Consider the following 22,059-nt stretch of genomic DNA (forward strand, 5'->3'; position numbering starts at 1 on the left):
TACACATTTATGTAATGATTAATTAACATATAAATGGCTTATCTAACCATTTTTTTTTCTTATATCCCGCGCATTTTTCATTAGAGCTGCATCATTACTAAAATAGATTTTCGACCTTCAATAAATGCTAACCCCACTACAAACGCTCTACAAACCCGTATATTGATCCAATTGGGGTGGGTTTAAAGATTAAATAACCGTTTTTGTTCCTAATTTTACCATCACCAGTCAAACCAAAATACTATGTCATTATCATCACAGGTCCGTAAAACAGCTATTTTCCTATTTTATGTTTGTTTAATATTTAGTTGTACAAGCCTTAGTGCACAAAGTGCGAAGCCAAAATTTAAAGTGATTGCTTTTTATACCGCACAGGAAGATAAGGCGCATATCAGTTTTGTACACGAAGCTAACAGCTGGTTCCCTAAAATGGCGGCTAAATATAAATTCGCCTACGATTCAACAAAAAACTGGAATAACCTTAATGCTGAATTTTTATCACATTACCAGGTGGTGATTTTTTTAGATACCCGGCCCGATGAACCCGCGCAAAGAGAAGCATTTGAAAAATATATGAAAAATGGCGGAGGCTGGATGGGCTTCCACTTTTCGGCATTTGCACTTACGCCTTCTAAATATAACCAGGATTGGGATTGGTACCACAAAGAGTTTCTTGGCTCGGGACAGTATGGAAGCAATATATGGCGGCCTTCATCTGCAATTTTGGATGTTGACACAAAGTTTCCTGCCACCAAACACATGCCCAAAACCTTTAAAACATCACCAAATGAGTGGTACAGATGGGAACTTGATCTGCGCAAAAATCCGGATATAAGAATACTGGCATCAATTGATTCGGCCAGCTTCCCTTTAGGCACCGGGCCAAAGCAAAGCGAGATCTGGCACAGCGGCTACTACCCTGCCGTATGGACCAATACAAAATATAAAATGATATACTTTAACATGGGCCATAATGATATGGATTATGAACACAAGTATGACAACACCGACAAAACATTATCATACACCTTTAGCAGCCCAATGGAAGCTAAAATGGTATTGGATGCGCTGTTGTGGATTGGGGGAGGTAGAGATTAGAGGCTGGTAGAGATTAGTCAGCTGCGGAAGTTGGAGTGTCAATATTAGACCTTTATTGGTCGTCACCTATCAGCGGCATGCCGTGAGGACACAGCCCGGGGTTTAGAGATTAGAGGCCAGAGATCAGAGGTCAGTTAGCTGCGGGAATTGGAACGCAAATTAAAGGACTGCATTACATGTATCATTCAATTGGCTGTTGTTTACTTATCAGCGGCGTGCTGTGAGGACACAGCCCGGGGTATTTCCAGGCCTAATCTCTGATCTCCAATCACTAATCTCTATTTCCCGCCTAATCTCTAATCAACTAACCTCTAATCACTAATTCCCCCCTAATCTCTAATCAACTAACCCTAATTATTCAACCAATAAGTAAACTTAAACACAAGGCCGCGGTTTTTAACAAAGAAGGGGCTGGGCAGGTAGTTATCGGTATAAACAATAAAGAAATCTGAAGCCGGACGATAACGCCATTGCAGGCGGGTATTTATGTTGATATTTTTACCTTGTTCGTTATATTGAAAAAAGCCGGTGAGGAAAAACTTATTGGTCATGGTTACATCCACCCTGGGGCCAACCAGCCAGAATGATTTTTTTCCCCAGGGCTGCAGCAGCTGCAAATTGTTATAGGTGGTGTTCACCTGGATATTTACAAAGGGCTGAAAACGATAGCCAACGTCATTTGCTACACTTATTTTTTTACCGTTGTCATAATAGCCCCCGTAATCAACGGTAAAATCATACGTAAACAAACTTTGGGGAACTGAGAAGTATGATAGCTCGGCATTGTGCCAGGTACTTTGCAATCCAGCAGGTAAAAAGTTACCGGTATAATTTGTAGGGTCGTAAGGCTGCAGCAGTTTCACATAATCGCGCTCAACCAGGCCCGTTAGTAAACTTTTGTCCCTGAAAGTTATTTGATATGACAGGAAGCTCCGGTTATCGGTAGGCTTAAATGAGCCATCGTAATAATCAGTAAGGTTAAGCTGCGGGCCATGGCTTAGGATAAGCCCTTGTTTTGGAAAAAACAGATACCCAATGTATGGGTTTAGCTTTACATAACCCTGCCGCGGTACATAACCCACACCGGCATTATAATTTGACCCGACAACTTCGTACTGACCGCCAATGTTCCAGTATTTATTGGCAAACTGCAGGTTACCCGCCTGGGTAAAATCATGTCCTTTTTTATCGGGACTGAATGATTTTAAAACAAGGGCCTTGCCTGTCCATAAATTATCAGACGATGCCAGGTTATATTCAAGGCCAAAGTTGCTGTTATATTTTGAATCGGTTTGAGTCGCCGAAGTTGTGGGCGGGTAATTAAATGATTCCTTATTTACAAACAGGAAACCAATGTTTGAGCGGGCAAACACCTTTCGCTGCAATGCTATCACCGTAAAATTTTGGGCCGGGATGCCTGTTTGGTCATTGCTGTTGGTTTGCATATCCATAACACCAATGCGCCAGTTTTGATCAAGCTTTCCACTAAGCCTTGCACCGCCAATTATAGTTGACGTTAAACCTATCCTCCTTGAAAAAAATGGCCGGATAGATGCATAGCCGAAGTTATTGAACTGATCGCCATTCTCCAGGAAGAACTGGCGTGTTTCGGGGTAAAAAAGCTCATACCGGCTTAAGTTGGTTACCTGCTTGTCTGCATCAACCTGTGAAAAATCGGGATGTACCGTAAGATCGAGGTTTAGGGCTGAAGATACGGCTATTTTAGCATCGCCACCTGCTTCAAGGTGGAAGGCTGCATTTTTATGGCCGGCATAATCTTTGGTTATACCGGTTAAAACATAAGGTATTATTGAAATATTAGGCCCCGGATCAGGAGGTGGCATGTCCCATACCAATGTACCGGTGTAAGCAAGCGATGCTGTTGGAAACTGGCGGGGAATAGGTGTCCAGCTTGATTTTTCAGTAGTTTTCAAATCATTACGACTGAAGTTTATTCCCCACTCAGAAATACCCCGTTTGTAACGGATGGATTTAAAAGGAATTGAAGCTTCAAAAACATACCTGTCAGGATAATCCTTCACAGCCGAAACCCATTTGTTTGTCCAGTTCAAATCAACCTTTCCGCCTTCATACATGGTACCATCCCACTCCGCACCCACCGCATTTGACCCAAACGAATATCCATTTGTTTGATCATTATAGGTATCCATAAAGAAAATAAAATTGTCATTCTTTTGAAAAGCGAAGTCGCGCTTTAATGATTCAACCATGCTTTGGCCTGCTGACGCTTTGTAACAGATAGCTAAAATGTATACATTTTTATCATCATAAGCCATCCTTACCTCAGTTTTTACTTTTGCAAAGCTGGTATCCATAGGTAATACCATATAAAAGTTATTGGCAGCCTCTGCATCCTGCCATGCAATATCATCCAAAGCACCATCAATTTTAACCGGGGAAGTTAAACGGTGGATATGATACCGGAACTTACTATTCTTTTTTTGAGCAAAAATATGCAGGCTAAATAAGCAACAAAGCAATAAAAATCTAAACTTCAAATTTGGGCGTTTTTAATTGTTATATGATAAAATTTCACAGGTTTTAACCGATATAAACCCTGTTTATGTCATTTTTAGGCATTCTTGATAATTTCTGGATTAATATCATAATTTACAAGGCGAAAAGCATCAAATTGAGCGTAACAATGATGTTAATGTTAGTAAATATAGTCTTGTTAGTATTTTTTTGCCTAAAAAATGCATTTTTATTAAAAATAATCGTCAAAAAATTAGTCTGCTAGTTCCATAGAATATATATTTGTATAATTATTATTTTCGATCTAACCAATTAGTTCTTTATGATGAATAATGAGGTCAGTTACTACAAAAAGAGAAAGCATCCGCTTCCTCTTTTTTTTTGTTTTAAGGCTATTGATAACCCTGTCTTTCAGGGGGCTTAATTACACTCACTCGTTATACAAAATAAGCAGCAGTTTATATTTTAAGCCTGATCCTTCTTTTTTCAAGCACGCCGGTAATAAGGATAACTATGAATGATATGGCAAATGAGCGGATAATGCCGCCGGTCCCCTCGTCTAAAAATTCAGGATACCTGAAATGTACAAGAGCCATCAAGGCAACCAGCAGATAAGGTATAAGGTAACAGGTTAATGTGCTTGTACCTGCAGGCTTAATAATTTTAAACCAATTTTGCTTACCCTTAACATCCACCAAAAATATAATCAGCTCAAACAGTAATATACCAATACCTGTGCACAAAAACACCCATGCAGGGGTTGAGTGTATTTTTGAGATGCCCTCGGTATACGGGCGAACAAAAAAGCCCAGTCCTATTAATACAAAGCCTAAAATTGTAAATGCGGGCCATAACCATTTATAGCTTCCGTTTGCAATTATTTTTGAGTAGAGCAAGGATATTATCACACCAAACATCATTAATCCGGCTGATGCGCCGTCTTTTATTACCCATATTTTAAGCCGCAGTACCTCACCATTAATAACCGGCTTTAGGTGTACAATAAAGTTTACTGCAACCAGCAGAGCAAGTGCAATAAGCAAACCCGTAAAATTACCTTTAACCAGCAAGTACACCCCTGCACAAACAAGGTAAGCCCAGCCGATAATGCCAAGAATACCCCACCATGATGGTTCAAGCCACCTGGTACCGCCATGATGGGCCTTGCCCTTATATAAAATTGCCAGCACAATCAAAATTGCAATGCCTGTACCTATTAAGGCATACCGTTTTGTTTTAGCGAGTGTTTCGGGATAGTCCATCCAGATCAAAAAGAAGCTGGTGGTTAACAGCAGTTCCCAAACGGGTAAGGGCAATAAGGCTTCTTTGCTGTACCCTTCCATATTAACGTGAAAAAAGCCCATTACTATCAGTGCGAATGACCGTAAAAGTATGTAACCGGCTATGGAGGTGAATGAATTACCCTTTTCAATGCGCCTGCCTATTGCTAAGGGAATTGACAAGCCTGCTATAAACAGGAATAAAGGAAATATTGTATCGGCAAAATGCATCCCGTCCTCATATCCCTTAACGTGGTCTATCCATTTTGGTACGTGACTAACGCCACTCAGATCGTTAACAAATATCATGAAAAACATATTGATGGCCCGAAGCACATCGATAGAAAGCAGGCGTTTTGGCTGAAGCATTGGAAAGGATTAATCAGGTTAATAGAAATACTGATTTAAATATAGGAGGTATAGTTCAAATTTTCATGTATAGTTTATATAATAACTATAAAAAGCGGGGGATCTTTTTAAAGTACATTAGTAAAGCGCAGGGAAATTAAATTTCAGTAGTGTATTTGTAGTATTGATATAAGGTAGCCTGTTTATCATAAAACCTGCTTTATTTAGCCAACCCATAGGCACCCCGAAACAGAATAAGAACCCCGAAGAAAAATAATGAATACAGTAACGAATAACCAGGTAATTCCGCTAAAGGCAACATATATGCCAGAGGGAAGCTTTCACTATATCTTTATAGCAAAAAACATTTAAAAGGGCATAGAGAATGTGATCCGGTAATCAGGGAGATTATCGGCAAAAATGATCAATTCAGTAACGCACACTAAAATGATAGGCATGCCACTAAAGGCCTACAGCACTAAATGTACTGTAAATTACGAATTTGCTTACACAGGTAGTGATAGAGAGTAAAGTACCTTACCATACAGGATAAGGCACTTTACTTATATTTTAGTTACCAACGGCTTCCACCGCCGCCACCGCCACGGTTGTTATCCCTTGAGTAGCCGCCACCGCCGCCACCACCACGGTTACCGCCGCCGCCGCCATAGCCACCGCCGCCACCGCGGCTGCCGCCATAACCACCGCCGCCGCTTCTGCGATCATTCGGTTTCTTTTCTTCTGCCTGGCTTACCGCAATTGATCTGCCTTTAACATCAGCGCCGTTTAATCCGGTGATCGCTTTTTGAGCGGCCTCATCGTCTGGCATTTCTACAAAGCCGAAACCCTTGCTTCTGCCGGTTTCCCTGTCACTAATTAATTTTACGGTGCTTACTTCACCATAGGCTTCGAAAAGCTCTCTTAAATCGGCTTCCTCTAATGAGAAAGGAAGACTTCCTACGAATATGTTCATCAAAATTTAATTTATTACGGGCAAGTCTACTTTTTTGCTCACCTCCTTATTATAACATCAAATATAGTAATAGATATTTTATACTTAATGCAACTATTTACAAATACACGCAAGATATTTTAAAAAAATATTAAATAACCTGTTTTATGTGATATATTTTGTCGTTCAACTTAAACTCAGCCCCTGCTTTTTGCCCCAAAAGCTTAAAGCCAATTGGCGATGCAGGCGATATGGCAAAGTAATTTTCGCCATTAACAGTTAATACCCCGGCACTTACAGCAATATAAAAGTTGCCGTTGCTAGTTAAAACCACGCTCCCGTTTTCGGCTTTATCTGCAACAATATTGGGGTTTATTTTGTTTAAGGCAACCTTTAATTTATTTGCTTCATTTAATTGCACCATGTTGCGGTCGGTTTCCTGCTGCATCATGGCTCGCCCTGTTTCGTATTTATCGCCGGCGCTGCTCTTGGTATCATCATTTGATGCCTTTTGCGCTTCGTTTATGGCCAGCTGCGCAGCTTCCATACGTTTTTGTACATAATTAAGGCATTGGCTATATAATTCCTTTTTAAGATCGCTCATGTTTGTTGATGTCCGAAAGTCCGGAAGTCGGAAAGTCCGAAAGATAGGGTTTTAGACTGGAAAGTTGGGAAAGTCAGTAAAGATGGAAAGAAAAAGCTTTGATGATTTTATAAATTTCTAAAAATTACAGAAGCTCACCGGATAGCATCTTTCGGACTTCTTCAAAAAACGAAAACCCCCTTGCACTCGCTGCTTGGGGGTTTTCAACCTAAACCTTATCACAATTATAAATGCGAGAATGCATTTATATTACACTACTAACGCAATAATTCATCTGATGTTTTATCAAATTAAAAAAACTTACCATTTTATGATAATTCATTTTTTCTTCATTTAGCTGCTATAATTTTATCTACATACAGGCTGTAAAAACAGCCTTATATCCCCCTGATTAAAAAACAACTCCATTGAGCGAAAAAATTTATTGTTTGCCAAAACAATAGAATTTTTATTTTGTTGTAGCCTTTACTAAAAAAAATCGTACTGGTTAATGTTAGGATTAATACAAAAAGCCATGAGGAAAACATACAAAAAAACCAAACTAAACGATTATACAACTACTCTGCTGCTGTTATCGCTTTTAATAGCAGTAATGGGCATTTTTATAATACTTCATTAAATATTCTTAAAAGGAGAATCAATTTTTCCGCTTATAGATAAGTGGCAAAAAACTTTAGCGACTGGACAATGTGCTTTGCCCAATATGTCCACTCATGGCCGCCGGGGTTTTCTTCGAATAAATGCGGGATACCTTCTTTATCCATTTTTTTGTGAAGGCTGCGATTATAATTTATAAGCAGGTCGCTGGTGCCGCAGTCAAAGCGTATAGGGGGTAACTGTTTACGGTAATGTAAAAAAGTTTCAAATACATCCTCGTCAATTATGTTGTCCTGAGCATAATGTTTTAACGACTCTTCGGCAAAGAACTTTATTTGCGGTAAGCTGGTTATTGACGAGTGGCCCGATATGGCCCTGAATTTATGACCATATTTAGCGCCTATGCGCAATGCGCCAAAGCCGCCCATTGACATCCCCGAAATAAACAGCGGCGATTGTTTGTTTACGCCTTTTATACATTCGGCCAGGGCATCGGGCACGTCTTCGGCTATCCACTTTTCAAAATTATAATTATCAATTGGCAAAAAAGCCGAACCATCACCCCACATCCCGTCTGACGGCATAGCGATAACCATTGGGGGCAGCTCACCTTTTTCAATAAGCTCATGTACTTTTAAATGCACGCCCGAACTGTAGGGCCAGCTCCAGGCGCTGCCATAAACGCCATGTAAAAGTATCACTACGGGTAAACTATCGGTACATACTGCACCTGGCGGAGCATAAACACAAATATCGCCCCTGCCTTTAAGATTTGGGGTTTTTACAGTTATAAAACGAAGGTTATTACTTTCAAACGAAGGATTTGATATTTCTAAAGACTTAAATCTTGGCATAGGTACAATCGGTTCCGGCCTGATCCTGAATTTGATCATTAAATGTATTGTAAAAGTTATTTTTAACGTATCTGTAAAGTGAGTTTTTAATGTATAATAACGTATGGTTTTAATAAAGTGCTGCAATTGTTGAGAGGCCAATAGGCAGACTTTATGCGTAAGCAGTATTTAAATTATGCAAATTAACTTACAATTCTCCGTTTAAAAAACGTGAATATTAGCTATTTACTGGTGAATATTACCCATAGTTGCAATATTCCGGTAAATTAATTGCTATAATGGCAATTTTTTAAGGATAAAATTTGCCATTATTATATTAAGTTCTGCATTGTTTCTTTTTTAAATGATATATACTTTCAGCCTGCCAATTAAATACTTAAATGAAAATTAAATCAGTAATAATTAACATGCTGTTATGCATTTTAACATACAGCAACAGCATCGCTTATCAGCATAAACAAACAGGGTCCCCGCAAGAGATCATCTATCACATTTTTCAGCGGAGCTTTTATGACAGTAACGGCGATCTGCACGGCGATTTAAACGGCATAAGGCTAAAGCTTGACTACCTGCAAAAACTGGGCGTTACCGCTGTATTGCTTACCCCGCTGTACGAATCTGTTTTTTATCATAACTATTTCTCAAGCGATTTTAAAAAAATAGACCCTAAATATGGTACACTAAACGACTATTTAAGCCTTATAAAAGAGCTGCACCACCGGGGCCTGAAGTTTTATATGGATATGGAAACCCAGTATGTTACCGATGACCATGTATGGTGGAAGGACGGGCTAAATAACCTGAACTCGCCTTATAGCGATTTTATTATTTATGATGATAAGGCGCATGCAAAACCCACCGCTATTGTGTATAACCTTGAAGGATTAAAGGGCTATGATGATGTTTACCGTAAAATAACCACTGTTAATTTAAACAGTCCAAAAGTACTTGAGTACAATTACCAGCTTTTTAAATACTGGATGGATCCAAATGGCGATGGTAAGTTTGATGATGGTGTTGATGGCTTCAGACTTGACCATATGATGGATGACCTTGATGGCAAGCACCTGATGCCGCACCTGTTTGATACCTTTTGGAACCCTTTATTGAGCAAATTAAGGCAGGTAAACCCAAAGGTAAACATAGTTGCCGAACAGGCGCAATGGCTGTCATTAGGGTTAGATTACCTGCAGCATGGCGGGGTTGACAGGGTTTTTGCTTTCAGGCTTGCATATTCTATCAGGGCATTTAATAAAAAGATGCTAACCGAAAATGCCGACTCGACCTTTTTGGCTACTCCTGCCGATAAGCAACAGATAGTATTTATTGAGAACCATGATACTCCACGGTTTAGTTATGGTGTAAAAGGCGATGTTGCTAAGCTAAAGGCAGGTGCTGCCTTAAACTTGCTGATCGGTGGCGTGCCGTCTATTTATTACGGGCAGGAACTCGGGATGACAGGTACCAGCGCAGCCTTTGGCGCTACCGATGCTAATGAGATTCCCAACCGCGAAGCATTTGAATGGTATAAAAGTGACCAGGGTAAAGGCATGGCCTATTGGTACAAACAAACAGGCCCGCATAAGGACACCTTTACTAATGATAAACCAAACGATGGTGTATCGCTTGAAGAAGAGCAGAATGACCCAAACTCGCTTTGGAACTTTTACAGGCAAATGATAGCCATCCGCAAAGCAAACCCGGTAATATCACAAGGAACTTATAAAACATTGCAAAATGATAACGGCCAGGTATTTAGTTTTACCCGTTACGATGGCAACAAGCAGGTTATAGTGGCTGTAAATCTTTCGGATAAACCGGTTAATGCAAATATTGCCCGCGGTAATAACAGTAGCTTAAAGGTGCTGTATGGCACAGCTAAACCTGCCATAAATGGCAATTCAGTGGCGGTAAATTTGCCACCTTTTGGGGTTGTGGTTTGGGGGATGTAGGTGTGCTGTGTGTTGTCTTGTCATCATTTCCCTTTATAAAAGCCATGCCTGTATCCTGTTAAGCATAGGAAGGTGCTATGATATTTGTGAATGCAAGAAATCAAGAGTCAAGAATAAATAAGTTACCGAGAAGCCAACACGCAAGTCATATTTGACCAGCATATCTTTTTTTATCCTGATTCTTGACTCTTGATTTCTTGCTTCTCTCTTCTCAAGCCACCATATTATCAACAGCCTCGTCAAAGCTGCGCATAAACTTTTTGCGGTAATTAAGCGGACTCAAGTGCATTTTCACTTTAAACATTTTGTAAAAGTGTGATACATCGCCAAAACCGCTTTCAAATGCAATTTCCGATATGGGCTTATCCGTTTGTACCAACTGTTGTATGGCATAATTAAGGCGGTACTCAATTATGGTCTCCATAAAAGTTTTGCGGGTTATTTTTTTAAAGTATTTGCAAAAGGCGTTGGTGGTCATGTTGGCAATCCCGGCTGCCCTTTCAAGCGAAACCTGCTGTCTGAAATTTTCAACCAGGTAGGCAAACACCGGGTTTATGCGTTCCTGCTCGGCAAGCGAACGCTCGGCAATTACATGGTTCTGATCAAGCAGGGAATATTCTGAAGATTGGGCCAGTCGCTGTAATGCTTCAAGCAGGCCCATCAGCATCCTGAAACTATTCTCTTCCCCGCTTAATGCCAGCAGGCTTTGATTAACAATTTTTTGTGTATCGCCATTAAAGCTCATACCGCTCGCGCTTTTTTGAAAAAGGCGTTTTATGTGCTGTAATTCGTTCTTATTAAAAAAGTCGTCGCCCAAAAAAGCACCATCAAACTGTATCACTATGGCACTTGCCCCTGTTTGCGTTTCCTTGCCTGGCTCAAGTTTCCAGCAATGCGGCAGGTTGGGGCCAATAAGTACGAGGTCGCCACTGGAAAAATCATGCATATGGCTGCCTACATATCTTTTACCTTTGCCCTCTAAAATATAGGTAAGCTCATATTCTGCATGAAAATGATAAGGCGCATCAAAGGCAGAATTGTCAAACTTGCGGAACAAAAACGACAGGCCATTTATGGGCTGCAGGATCTCATACGAGGCCTTTATCATAGTATATTTTAATAATATTTTATGCTATGCTAAATATAAGGATAAAATAATCCATAAATAAACCATTTAAGACATTTTTTTTTGAAGGAAGTATAATTTACTTTGGTATAAACCAAATAGACCATGAGTAAACCGACTTTGCCCCTGCTGGATGATTTTATAAAAACTCCACAGCATAACATTGATGAGTTCCAGGAAAAAGGGCACACTCTTGTTAATGGTGTACTTACACCTGATGAAATTGATATTTACCGGCCTGTAATTGTTGGCGCTGCTGACAGATATAACACCGAAAAGCGTAAGCTGGAAGACAGGGACACCTATGGCAAGGCTTTTTTGCAGATAATGAACCTGTGGCAAAGTGATGAGGATGCCCGTAAGTTTGTACTGGCAAAACGCATGGCAAAAATAGCTGCAGATCTGATGGGGGTTAAAAATGTGCGTTTATATCATGATCAGGCTTTATTTAAAGAACCCGGTGGCGGCCCTACCCCATGGCACCAGGACCAATACTACTGGCCCATTGACACCTTTAATACCATAACTATGTGGATGCCGTTGGTTGATATTGATGTGGATATGGGAATGCTTACCTTTGCATCCGGCTCATATACCAATGGATCGATATTTAATTTTGAGATCTCGGATGAGTCAGAAAGTGCCTTTGCCGATTATGTTAAGAAACATGAGTTCCCGATAAGCCGTGCAAAAACGATGAAGGCCGGTGATGCTACCTGGCACCGTGGCTTTACCATGCACCATGCCAATGGCAATAATTCAGACAAGCGCCGCGAGGTAATGACCGTTATTTATATTGCCGATGGCGCCCGTGTTACGCCTTATAAAAACAACTGGCAAAAAAATGATCATGAAAAATGGCTGATGGGTGTACCAATTGGCTCTGAGATAGATTCGGAACTAAACCCGAAGCTACTGTAGGGGAAAAAAGAATCAAGAAGCAAGAAAGTAAGAGTCAGGATTTTTTTGTCTTGATTCTTATTTTCTTGATTCCTGACTCTCCCCCTCCTAATTATAGCGCCCTTTACGCTGCGGGTCTTCAAGAAACCACGACACAAATATTTTCTGTTCTGTTCTTACTGAGTGGATCCCTGGCAAGGCTTTCAGATATCGGTCGTCATAATATATAAAATGTTCAAAGCCTAAGCTTACGTTCTCAAATAGCCGAAAAGTTACACGCGGTTTTAAGATACTTACATTGTTATTACCTGCTGCACCAACATAAGTATGCAGCAAAAAGTAATAGTATACAAATGATGCACTTGCATACTTACCAAAGTTAATGGTGCTTTCAATTTTAGCTTCAAGTCCGTCATTATACGTATAGTCCCTTACCTGTGATGTATCCGGGCCAAACCTGGTGCTGTTACCCGCTAAAGGCACCAAAGCAAAATGGGCATTTGTGTACAGAACTACATCTTTACTTATAGGATATTTTGTAAATAGCCCACCCCCAAAGCCCAGCGCGCCTAACTCAAAAGTTTTATTATCCCAATAATCATCATACTGAAATGCGCCATACATTATCGAGAGTTTGCCGATATTAGTATTGTTGCCGACTAAAATTCCATAGCCTGTTAAATTATCCAGCACCTTCCTGCCCGAGCCAAAGCTTAATTCGGTGCGCAGCCTGAAAAAGTCAAAAGGTTTGCGGTAAATATCTTCAAAGGGGTTACCATAGTCAAGCTGAATATTTAGCAGCATATCGGTTGGGCCTGCTCCAAAAACCGTTTTGTCCTGATTTATTTTGTGTACCCCGGCAAATAAAGTAATATTAAGCGGTTCTTTCTGATAAACTTCTGTTGTGGTATGCCTGAAAGATTTCCCTTGTAATAAGCGGTTAAGGCCGCGTACGGGATCAATTAAGCCAGCGGTAATTTCACGAAAAACCCGGTTCGCACCCCTTGTACGGTCATCAAGGATGTTTGAGCTAAGGCGATAAAACATTTCCCCTAAAAGCGCCCCGTTTAATGGTGTATTAATTAAATCGTTATAAGACGGGCGGGTTGTTTCTCCAAAATATTCCCAAATTAAGCTGCCGCCAACAGCAAAAGGAATTGACTGAAAGTAATTGTACCCCTGGGAGCGTGCTGCATTAAAATACATGGAACCGGTATACGGGTGACCAATAAAATTTATCCCAAACCTATCCGCATCCCATTCCCAGCCTTTATTAATGTTATTATTCCATACTGACGGACCTACGTGCGAAAAATCTTCGCCAAGGGCCCTGTCTAACACATTGGTAAATACGTTTATGCCTAAAACTTCAACAGCAGGCTTCCAGATCGGGTACTTTTTGTTAAACTTTATATCATCATTTAAAAGGTCTCCATATTTATTCCGGAAAGTGGTGTCGATTAGTGGGTTCTTTTTAGGCTGGGTACCGGCTGAATCAGACAGCTGCTGTACCTTAACGGCTTTTATTTGTTTCAGTTGTTCTTCCGGAGTACCCTTACCCGCTTTTATGGTATCAATCGGGGTTACTTTTTGGGCTACAACACTTGTGGTGAAGAGGCTTAACAAACATAAAATCTTTAAAGCTTTTATAATTCTTAAGGTTCTAATAGAAAGGCCAGGTGTTCTAATAGATAATAGATAAGGTTTTTGCATACAATAACATATAAGTTAAAGTCATAACTATTAATATGTTAAAGTGTTTGATTAGGTTAATAATATATTAACCATTTTATTGATTTAAAACTTTGGGGAATAAAGAATAGAATAACTATCGGGGTCTGTGTCTTAAAAAATACTCCTGTTAGCCCCACCATCAACTTGTATGGTTGTACCGCTAATATAAGCAGCTTGCTCTGATGCCAGGAAGGTAACCAGTGCAGCCAGTTCCTCAGGTTTGCCTATACGACCCAGGGGAATATTCTTAGCTTTTTCTTTAAGACCTTCTTCCGGATCGATGCCTTGAGGGATGGTATGTTTCAGCCTGTCGGTAAGGATCATGCCGGGTGCAACGTTATTTACGGTGATGTTATAAGGACCAAATTCATCGGCCATTAATTTAGCCATACCAACAACCCCCATCCGCATACTGGTTGATAGCACCGAGCTTGCCAGCACCGCCTTTACCGACCCACTGATGATGTTAATAATACGCCCGCTACCGGTTTTCTGCATGTGCGGCAATACCAGTCTGCTGGCACGGGCAAAGCTAAGCAGGTTAAGCTCAAAGGCCTTTTGCCAGGCAGCATCATCAAAATTTTCGAACTTATTAAACGGCGGACCACCGGCATTGTTCAGTAAAATATCTATCCGTCCAAACTTAGCGGCAGCTTGCTCAATAAAGTTTTTGATCTCATCACCATTGGATACATCAACCGGCATAGCAACAACTTCATTGCCTGTAAGCTTTTGGATCTCTGCAGCAGTTTTATTAAGCTCTGCCTCATCGCGCGAGCCAATAATAACTTTAGCGCCTTCGGCAGATAATGATGCAGCTATGGCTTTGCCAAGGCCTTTACTGGCGGCGAGCACGATTGCTACTTTATTGGTGAGTTGTAGATTCATGGTATAAGTAGAATAGAATTAGATTATCCAGTTCTCAGTTTGCAAACCTTCAATCCGGTTAAATTCTTTTAAATTGTTTGTTACTAAAACTGCATTAAGGCTAAGCGCATGTGCACCTATTAACATATCCAACGGGCCAATCGTTCTTCCCGCTTTTTCTAGTTGAGCTCTTATTTTACCATAAGGAATGGTTGCATCATAATCAAATTGAAGTATCTCTAATGGGATTAAAAAGTTTTGGAGCGCATTATTAGCCTTCTCCGGAAAAGAACTTTTATTTATACCGTATTGCAGTTCGGCAATGGTTATAGATGAAACACCGACTGCCCCTATTTCAAGTGATTGAAATCGCTTAAAAACTTCGATTGGTTTCTTTTTAATAAGATAGATACAAATGTTTGTATCAAGCAAATAAGTAATCACTCGTCAAAAGTTTCACGCTGTTGTTGATCAGTGGGTTGGTTCCTGTTTTCCATAAAATCATCTGGAAATTCATTCGTAGCGTCAATCATGCTTTTCCATGCATCATGATAAGGAATTATGTAAATAACATTTCCTGTTTTCTTCATGTACACTTTATCATCATCAATCTTAAATTTCTCCGGGATTTTTATATCCTGAAAATTATTTTGGATTTCAATATCGACTACTTCAAATGACATAATGTTTATAAAACACTAATATACGCGGATTTGTTTAAATGATATGAGCTTCTAAAATAATTAACTTAATCAACCACTCTCCTAATCGACTAAATCAACTTTTTTCTTAAGCTCCCTTTTTTCTATACTCAATAAAAATGCGGGCAGTAAAGTAAGGTTACTGACCATCGCTACCAGCAAAGTTACTGAAAGCAAAATGCCAAGTACCTGTGTACCACCAAAGGTTGATGCTGCAAAGATGCCGAAGCCAAAAAACAGAATCGTTGCAATATAGATCATGCTGATGCCTGTTTCGCGGATGGTATCTGAAACTATGGTGGAGATCCTTTTGTTTGTGCTTTTTAGTTCCTGCCGGTAACGAGTAATAAAATAAATAGTTTGATCAGACGAGATTCCCATCGCTATGCTAAAAATAAGTATGCTCGATGGTTTTAGCGGGATGCCGAAAAAGCCCATAATACCTGCCGTAATAATCAATGGGATCAAGTTTGGCAGCAGGGAGACGGCAATCATTTTTATCCCCCTGAATAAGATCCACATTACACAGGCTATTAAAAATATGGCCCATGCAAGGCTCTCGTACAGGTTTTTAACCATGTAGTTTGCTCCTTTTATAAATATAATGCTCGACCCTGTTAACTCCACATGATACTTTTTAGGATTAAATATAGAATCGATCCCCGGCTGCAGATCAGCTAAAATCTTATTCATCTTGTTCGATCCTACATCAATCATCTCGAAAGTAATCCTCGTAAACTGGCGGGTGCTATCTAAATAGTTGCGCAGCATATCGCTGCTTTTGCCTGAGTTACCTGCATAGCTTAAAATAAAGCCCTGCTCCATTCCGACTGGTAAACGGTAATAGGCCGGGTTGCCCCCATAAAATGACTGGGTTAAAAATTTCAGCCCCTGTGTTAACGATAATGAACGGCTAAACTCCGGCTTTGACGAAATCAGTTCCTCCAGTTTTTCAACCTTACGGATAACCGTATTATTCATAACACCATTTTTTCTTTTGGTATCGATACTTACCTCCAGCGGCAAAACGCCTTTAAAGTTGGCTTCATAAAACCGAAGGTCGGCCAAAGTATTATTTGATTTGGGTAAGTCATCAACAACATAACCGTTTACGTTTATCCTGCTTACACCATAAGCGCATATAATTACAAGTATTATAGTTGTGGTATAAATTGCTTTGCGATGGTTATGTACAACATAGTCCAGCTGTTCTAAAATTCCCTGTATCAGCCTGCGGTCTTTTATTTTGCTCTGCCTCACCTTTGGGTCTGGCAAATAACTGAATATAATAGGCACCAGTATAATGCTTAAGGCAAAAGTTACCATAATACTGGTTGATGCCACCAGGCCAAACTGAATAAGCAGCTCGCTATTGGTAAAACACAGCACGCCAAAACCTATAGCCGTAGTAACATTGGCAATAAAAGTGGTGATACCTACTTTTTCGATAGTTGTATACAGCGCCTGCATTTTATTGCCGGTTAAGCCGTATTCGTAATAATATTTATTTAAGATTAGCACACTGTTTGGTATGCCAATAATTACCACCAATGGCGGCATGATCCCTGTAAGGATAGTAATTTCATAATGCATTAAATACAGGATGCCCAGGCTCCAGGTAACACCCAGCAATACCACCGCAATAGGGAATAACACCGCGTAAAAAGACCGGAATACCAATATCAGGATTATAGATGTGATCAATAATGACAGCCCCAGGAACAGCGAAAACTCGTTCTTTATCAGATCGCCGGCTACGGTGCGGATCAGCGGCAAGCCTGAATAGTGAATATGGATGTCGTGTTTTTGTTCAAACTGCTTGCCGTACTTTAATATGGTATTTAAAATAGGCACACGTTTAGGAGTGTTCATTATTTTGCCATCAAAACTAATGGCCATTAAGGTTGACTGGCCATCATCACTTAAAACAAGGCCTTTATAAAATGGCAGGGAAAGAAAATGTTGCTTTACACTGTCAGCAGCTTTATCAGTTGTAAGCAAATTGGGTATAAGGGGCTTTATCACATACTTATGCTGCAGCGTATCCTTAATAATATCATATACATTGGCTACCGAAATAACGCCATTAATTCCTTTTATCTTTTTTACGGTATTGGCTATAGTGTACCAATCGTTATAAACATCTTTATCAAATATTTTTGGCGATTTAAAACCTATCACCATGGTGTTGGCATCCTGCCCAAACATTTTTTTAAACTGCAAGTAGCGGATGTAAGCAGAATCTGTTACCGGCAGCACCTTTCCGCCGTTAAAAGTTATGCGTACCTTACTTGCCTGGTAACCCATAAAAAGGCTCGACAAAACGATGAGGCCTAATATCAGGAGCCGGTTTTTTAATATAAGATCAGCAAGCTTTTTCCACATCGTTTTCACTGATGATTTTCAGGTGGGCAAAACTACGAGATTATGTGCAGATTTGTAGTTTGAATTTGAAGATGTGAGAATTAGATGATTACCCGGTTTGAAAATGTGGTGATCTGATAATTTGAAGACTATAACGTTAATACATGAAAAAATTAATACGCAGCTTTGGTTATGCATTTAAAGGAGTGGCTTATGCTACAACAAGTCAGCTAAATTTCAGGATCCATTTGGTGGCGACTGCATTGGCTTTGCTGCTGGGCTACTTTCTGCATATTGCTGCCGGCGAATGGCAATGGCTTATGCTTTGCATTACCATTGTGCTGGTTACCGAAATATTTAATACCATGATTGAGACCCTTGTAGACCTGGTATCGCCTGGCTACAATGAAAAGGCGGGCCGCATAAAAGATATGAGCGCAGGGGCCGTAGTTATTGCCGCCGCGTTTGCTTTTATAACCGGGATCATCATCTTTCTGCCTAAAGTATTATTGCTGATAAACCATGCTGCATAAAACCCGTGGCATAGTATTTAAAACTACCGACTATGGTGAAAGCAGCATAGTTGTACAGGTTTTTACTGAAAAATTCGGACTGCAGTCATACATGGTTAATGGCGCTAAAAAGCCTAAAGCCAAAATTAGCCGGAACATGCTGCAGCCGCTGCACTTGCTTGATATGGTGGTGTACCATAAAGAAACAGGCAACGTACAGCGGATAAAAGAACTTAAGACCTCGCCCATGCTCCTAACTATCCCCTATGATGTTATTAAGAGCAGTATGGCGATGTTTTTAAACGAGGTGTTGTATAAGGCTGTTAAGCAACAATCAGCAGATGAGCAACTGTTTGAATTTGTGTTTAGCGCTATCGAGTGGCTTGATAACCAAACCGAAGGACTTGCCAACTTTCATTTACTTTTTTTGATCAGGCTTACCCGTTACCTGGGCTTTTACCCCGACCGTTACCTTGCCGGCGAGGCAGATTATTTTGATTTAAAAAATGGTGTTTTCAGCAAGTACAAGCCTGATAGTATTTTATATCTGTCGCCGCCGCATACTCAAAACTTTACTGCGCTGCTGCAAAGCACTTTTGAAAGCATTGCCAATGTAAAGCTAAGTAATGACGACCGCCGGTACCTGATCAGTAAGCTATTGGAATATTATGCAATGCATATTGAAGGGTTTGGTAATATCAGGTCGCATGAGGTTTTGGAGGAGGTGCTGGGGTGAAAAAGATTTATCCCTCCCGCCGGTTCAAGCGTCCCGCTGAACAGGCGGGGGAAGTAAATCTTAGTTCAACACATTATAGAAAATATTAAAAACTGTAGTATGTTTGTTGATAAGCCAATTCTAATTAATTTTTTTTTGTATAAAACCTAAACAAACACAGTGATTATAATAAACAGTATTGAAATTACTAATTTTCGTTCCATCGTTAAACTTGATCGAAAAGTAAACCCGAATCATTTAAATATAATAGTTGGTCAGAACGATATTGGTAAATCCAATTTTTTAAAGGCCCTAAATCTCTTTTTTAATGGTGAAACCGAAATTGGAGTTCTATTTCGATTTGCAGACGATTTTTCCAAATATGCGATAACGCCAAGAAAAAAGGCTGAAGAAATTACGATTAGGCTTGAATTTCAAACTCCAGATCGATTTAAAGACAAAGAATCATTAATCTGGACTAAAGTATGGCGAAGGGAAGGTTTATACAAAGATGAGATTAAGACTAAAACAGGTAAACAACCTTCTGGTAGAGGGGGGGCATTGCAATGGGTAAGAAAGATAATGTATAAATATGTGCCAGCTATAAGGGGTGTAGAATACTTTAATTATTTAATGGGGGATTTACACGATGCGCTAAGCGAAATGAATCCATTAGCATTTAACGACGCCTCAACGAAATTTATTGAAGGCTTAAAATCTCAAGTTGAAATGTTAGTGGAAAATATTACAACTGAACTGGGTTACTCAAGTCAGATTGGAATGCCTACCGATTTCAAGCTGCTTTTTTCCACGCTTGATTTTTCACTTAATAAAAGTGGCGCTATGATTTCATTAAACAAACGGGGTGATGGGATTAAGGCACAACATATCCCAATTATTTTAAAATTTATTGCAACTCATTATAAATCTATAACTGGAAAAGCAATTATTAACCCTGATACAATCTGGGGATTCGAGGAGCCTGAGAATAATATGGAAATGGGGAATGCGTTTAAGCTTTCTAAAATATTTGCAAATTTTTCAACTGATTTGCAGATTTTTATTAATACCCATTCCCCTGCATTTTACTCGTTAGCTAAAGACTTTACAAAACAAACGACTTTATACCTTGCGAAGTCTGAAAATGATATTTCCGGCACAACTTTAAGTGTTATAAATGTTGATGATATTCAAATATTTGATAAAGAAGTAGGCATTCTTCCGATTATTTCTGATTATGTTCAAAAAGAGGTGGAACTAAGGCAGTTGGCGGAAAAAAAGGCAGAAGAATTAAGCAAACTAAAAAGCAATACTAAATATCTTATATTATCTGAGGATAAAGATCTAACTTACTTATCAAAGCTTTTTGAAATGCAAGGTTTTGATATGAATGTCACCGAATTTGTTTCTTATGAAAGCCGCTCTAATCTTTTGGCAGCAATGCAATCGTGTAAGATCAAATTAACTGACAAGCCTGACTTAACAGATATTATTTTTCACAGGGACAGTGATGTTTATAATGATGATGAGTTAGATAAGGATAGAGTAAAAGAGCGCTTGGCTAATCTCAATCAATCGGACAAAATAAAACATCACTTATTCCAAACGCGTGATTATGATATAGAATCCTACTTTATAAATTCGGAACATATTCATTCCATCTACCCAGAAGTTAGTATTGAACAAATAGACTTATTGATCAAAGAGGCAACTGATGAAACAAGAGAGAAATCCCTTGATAAGCTTTATACAAAAATTGACCAATTTAAAAAAGAGGCTGAAAAAAGGGATGAAGGATATAAATTCAGTTATTCAAATACAATAAAAAAATTAGTGTCATTATATGATGAAAATCCCGAAAGATATCGATATGGCAAGACAGTATTAGGAGTTTTAATTGGGAAGCTACAATACGGTAGAGGTAACATCAATTTATTGAAAAAAACAGATAAAATATCTATTCCTCAATTAATAGAGTTATTAAAAGCACCCGAAATTCAACCTGTGACTGAATTTTCCTTTTCACCATCTGTAATCATTAATTAGGAATGATTGAATAAATTTCCACGGCATTTTTCAAAACCTTATCCCATGCCGACTGAAGCGAAATAAATTGCTTTAATTTTTCAAGCTTACCTGCTCAAAAATAAAATCACCGATTTTTCTTTATAACAAATCGAAATAATAATATCACCGAATCTTAATTTTTATAATATGATACATGTAGCTTGCATAAGTGATTTTCTAAGTTCAAATCAAGATCACATTTGGTATGCTTTATCCGGTTTAGGTGCTATTGGAACTCTATGTGTCGCGTTTTCCGCTTTAAATACCTGGCGAAAAGAAAAGGAATATGATTTAGTTATTGAAAACCTTGCAATATGTAATGTAGCAGTTCAATTCATTGCAGCACTACGGTATCCCGCAAGTTCAACTGGTGAAATAAAAAAAGAGTATCAAGAAGAAATAGATAAACGAGCAATAGACGACCAAAAAAGGAAATCAGCAGCGGAGGAATTATTTATTTACCAATCAAGGCGTGATAGGCAACAAGACCTCTTTGAAAATATATTAAAATTAAGAGAAAAAAATTGGGCCGTTTATGGTGAGACGCACGACTTCTATTTATTTTTTAATAAAATAGTGGAATTTGACAATGAAATAAGGATGGCGTATATCCGCTATTACCACGCTATATTGGACAGAGAGGATTATCCTGAAGACGTTTTTAAAGCAATAAGGAAAGAAACCAGGCCGATAATGTACTCGAAACTTAGTGATGATGATCCTATTACAAAAGAATTAACCGGTTGGGTTGAAAAATTAAAAAAATATAGAAAAAAACAGTAACGTCTAATTCAGGCTGCAGAAATGTCTTTAGTTCAAAAAGATTATCCGTGTGTCCAAGCATTTTGCTTGGATAAGATTTTAAGCGCCCCGCTTAAATTAAAAACTGGGA

Annotated in this window: 18 protein-coding genes; 7 read left to right on the forward strand and 11 right to left on the reverse strand. The window is 39.2% G+C overall.

Features of this window, described 5'->3' with window-relative positions; genetic code table 11:
- Positions 1 to 243: 243 nt before the first annotated feature.
- The gene (locus JWQ54_RS16170) at positions 244 to 1,098 is read left to right on the forward strand and encodes a ThuA domain-containing protein (protein ID WP_299586700.1); all 855 of its coding nucleotides are present in this window, start codon (positions 244 to 246) and stop codon (positions 1,096 to 1,098) included.
- A gap of 350 nt (positions 1,099 to 1,448) precedes the next feature.
- On the opposite strand, the gene JWQ54_RS16175 is transcribed toward JWQ54_RS16170, so the two are convergent.
- The 5 genes from JWQ54_RS16175 to JWQ54_RS16195 all read right to left on the reverse strand — a co-directional run bounded on the left by JWQ54_RS16175 (position 1,449) and on the right by JWQ54_RS16195 (position 8,268).
- Entirely contained in the window at positions 1,449 to 3,617 is a 2,169-nt protein-coding gene (locus tag JWQ54_RS16175; protein WP_299586702.1) for a DUF5916 domain-containing protein, read from the reverse strand.
- Between the two features lie 435 nt (positions 3,618 to 4,052).
- The gene (locus tag JWQ54_RS16180) at positions 4,053 to 5,243 is read right to left on the reverse strand and encodes a DUF5009 domain-containing protein (protein WP_299586705.1); all 1,191 of its coding nucleotides are present in this window, start codon (positions 5,241 to 5,243) and stop codon (positions 4,053 to 4,055) included.
- A gap of 553 nt (positions 5,244 to 5,796) precedes the next feature.
- The gene (locus tag JWQ54_RS16185) at positions 5,797 to 6,195 is read right to left on the reverse strand and encodes an RNA-binding protein (protein ID WP_299586707.1); all 399 of its coding nucleotides are present in this window, start codon (positions 6,193 to 6,195) and stop codon (positions 5,797 to 5,799) included.
- Positions 6,196 to 6,325: 130 nt separating this feature from the next.
- Entirely contained in the window at positions 6,326 to 6,778 is a 453-nt protein-coding gene (locus tag JWQ54_RS16190) for a 3-oxoacyl-ACP synthase (protein WP_299586710.1), read from the reverse strand.
- Positions 6,779 to 7,428: 650 nt separating this feature from the next.
- Complete coding sequence (locus JWQ54_RS16195; protein WP_299586713.1) at positions 7,429 to 8,268, reverse strand: alpha/beta hydrolase-fold protein; 840 nt, start codon at positions 8,266 to 8,268, stop codon at positions 7,429 to 7,431.
- A gap of 341 nt (positions 8,269 to 8,609) precedes the next feature.
- On the opposite strand from JWQ54_RS16195, the gene JWQ54_RS16200 reads away from it, so the two are divergent.
- Positions 8,610 to 10,181 carry an alpha-amylase family glycosyl hydrolase gene (locus JWQ54_RS16200; RefSeq protein ID WP_299586714.1) on the forward strand — a complete coding sequence of 524 codons (1,572 nt, stop codon included), beginning with the start codon at positions 8,610 to 8,612 and terminating at the stop codon, positions 10,179 to 10,181.
- A gap of 211 nt (positions 10,182 to 10,392) precedes the next feature.
- On the opposite strand, the gene JWQ54_RS16205 is transcribed toward JWQ54_RS16200, so the two are convergent.
- On the reverse strand, positions 10,393 to 11,289 hold the full coding sequence (locus tag JWQ54_RS16205) for an AraC family transcriptional regulator (protein ID WP_299586717.1): 897 nt from the start codon (positions 11,287 to 11,289) through the stop codon (positions 10,393 to 10,395).
- 123 nt (positions 11,290 to 11,412) lie between these two features.
- Here JWQ54_RS16205 and JWQ54_RS16210 point away from each other — a divergent pair, with 123 nt between their 5' ends.
- Positions 11,413 to 12,228, forward strand: coding sequence for a phytanoyl-CoA dioxygenase family protein (locus tag JWQ54_RS16210; RefSeq protein WP_299586719.1), 816 nt, complete (start codon positions 11,413 to 11,415; stop codon positions 12,226 to 12,228).
- An 87-nt stretch (positions 12,229 to 12,315) separates the two neighbouring features.
- Here the strand turns inward: JWQ54_RS16210 and JWQ54_RS16215 are convergent, their stop codons facing one another.
- The 5 genes from JWQ54_RS16215 to JWQ54_RS16235 form a co-directional block, all read right to left on the reverse strand.
- Positions 12,316 to 13,833, reverse strand: a complete 1,518-nt coding sequence (locus tag JWQ54_RS16215) for a DUF3943 domain-containing protein (RefSeq protein WP_299586722.1) — start codon at positions 13,831 to 13,833, stop codon at positions 12,316 to 12,318.
- 219 nt (positions 13,834 to 14,052) lie between these two features.
- Positions 14,053 to 14,829, reverse strand: coding sequence for an SDR family oxidoreductase (locus JWQ54_RS16220; protein WP_299586725.1), 777 nt, complete (start codon positions 14,827 to 14,829; stop codon positions 14,053 to 14,055).
- Positions 14,830 to 14,847: 18 nt separating this feature from the next.
- On the reverse strand, positions 14,848 to 15,252 hold the full coding sequence (locus JWQ54_RS16225; protein WP_299586728.1) for a PIN domain-containing protein: 405 nt from the start codon (positions 15,250 to 15,252) through the stop codon (positions 14,848 to 14,850).
- Positions 15,249 to 15,491 carry a hypothetical protein gene (locus JWQ54_RS16230; RefSeq protein WP_299586731.1) on the reverse strand — a complete coding sequence of 81 codons (243 nt, stop codon included), beginning with the start codon at positions 15,489 to 15,491 and terminating at the stop codon, positions 15,249 to 15,251. The genes JWQ54_RS16225 and JWQ54_RS16230 overlap by 4 nt, the downstream gene beginning before the upstream one ends.
- A gap of 81 nt (positions 15,492 to 15,572) precedes the next feature.
- Entirely contained in the window at positions 15,573 to 17,894 is a 2,322-nt protein-coding gene (locus JWQ54_RS16235; protein ID WP_299586734.1) for an MMPL family transporter, read from the reverse strand.
- Between the two features lie 143 nt (positions 17,895 to 18,037).
- Between JWQ54_RS16235 and JWQ54_RS16240 the strand changes: the two genes are divergently transcribed.
- The 4 genes from JWQ54_RS16240 to JWQ54_RS16255 all read left to right on the forward strand — a co-directional run bounded on the left by JWQ54_RS16240 (position 18,038) and on the right by JWQ54_RS16255 (position 21,950).
- On the forward strand, positions 18,038 to 18,406 hold the full coding sequence (locus tag JWQ54_RS16240; RefSeq protein WP_299586737.1) for a diacylglycerol kinase family protein: 369 nt from the start codon (positions 18,038 to 18,040) through the stop codon (positions 18,404 to 18,406).
- Positions 18,396 to 19,121 carry a DNA repair protein RecO gene (gene recO / locus JWQ54_RS16245; protein WP_299586739.1) on the forward strand — a complete coding sequence of 242 codons (726 nt, stop codon included), beginning with the start codon at positions 18,396 to 18,398 and terminating at the stop codon, positions 19,119 to 19,121. Before JWQ54_RS16240 ends, recO begins: the two co-directional genes overlap by 11 nt.
- A gap of 159 nt (positions 19,122 to 19,280) precedes the next feature.
- Entirely contained in the window at positions 19,281 to 21,146 is a 1,866-nt protein-coding gene (locus JWQ54_RS16250; protein WP_299586741.1) for an AAA family ATPase, read from the forward strand.
- 168 nt (positions 21,147 to 21,314) lie between these two features.
- Positions 21,315 to 21,950 (forward strand): hypothetical protein, encoded by a 636-nt coding sequence (locus JWQ54_RS16255; RefSeq protein ID WP_299586742.1) that lies wholly within the window; start codon positions 21,315 to 21,317, stop codon positions 21,948 to 21,950.
- Positions 21,951 to 22,059: the final 109 nt, after the last annotated feature.

Origin of the sequence: Mucilaginibacter sp., assembly GCF_028288225.1 — a bacterium.
Taxonomy (GTDB): Bacteria; Bacteroidota; Bacteroidia; order Sphingobacteriales; family Sphingobacteriaceae; genus Mucilaginibacter.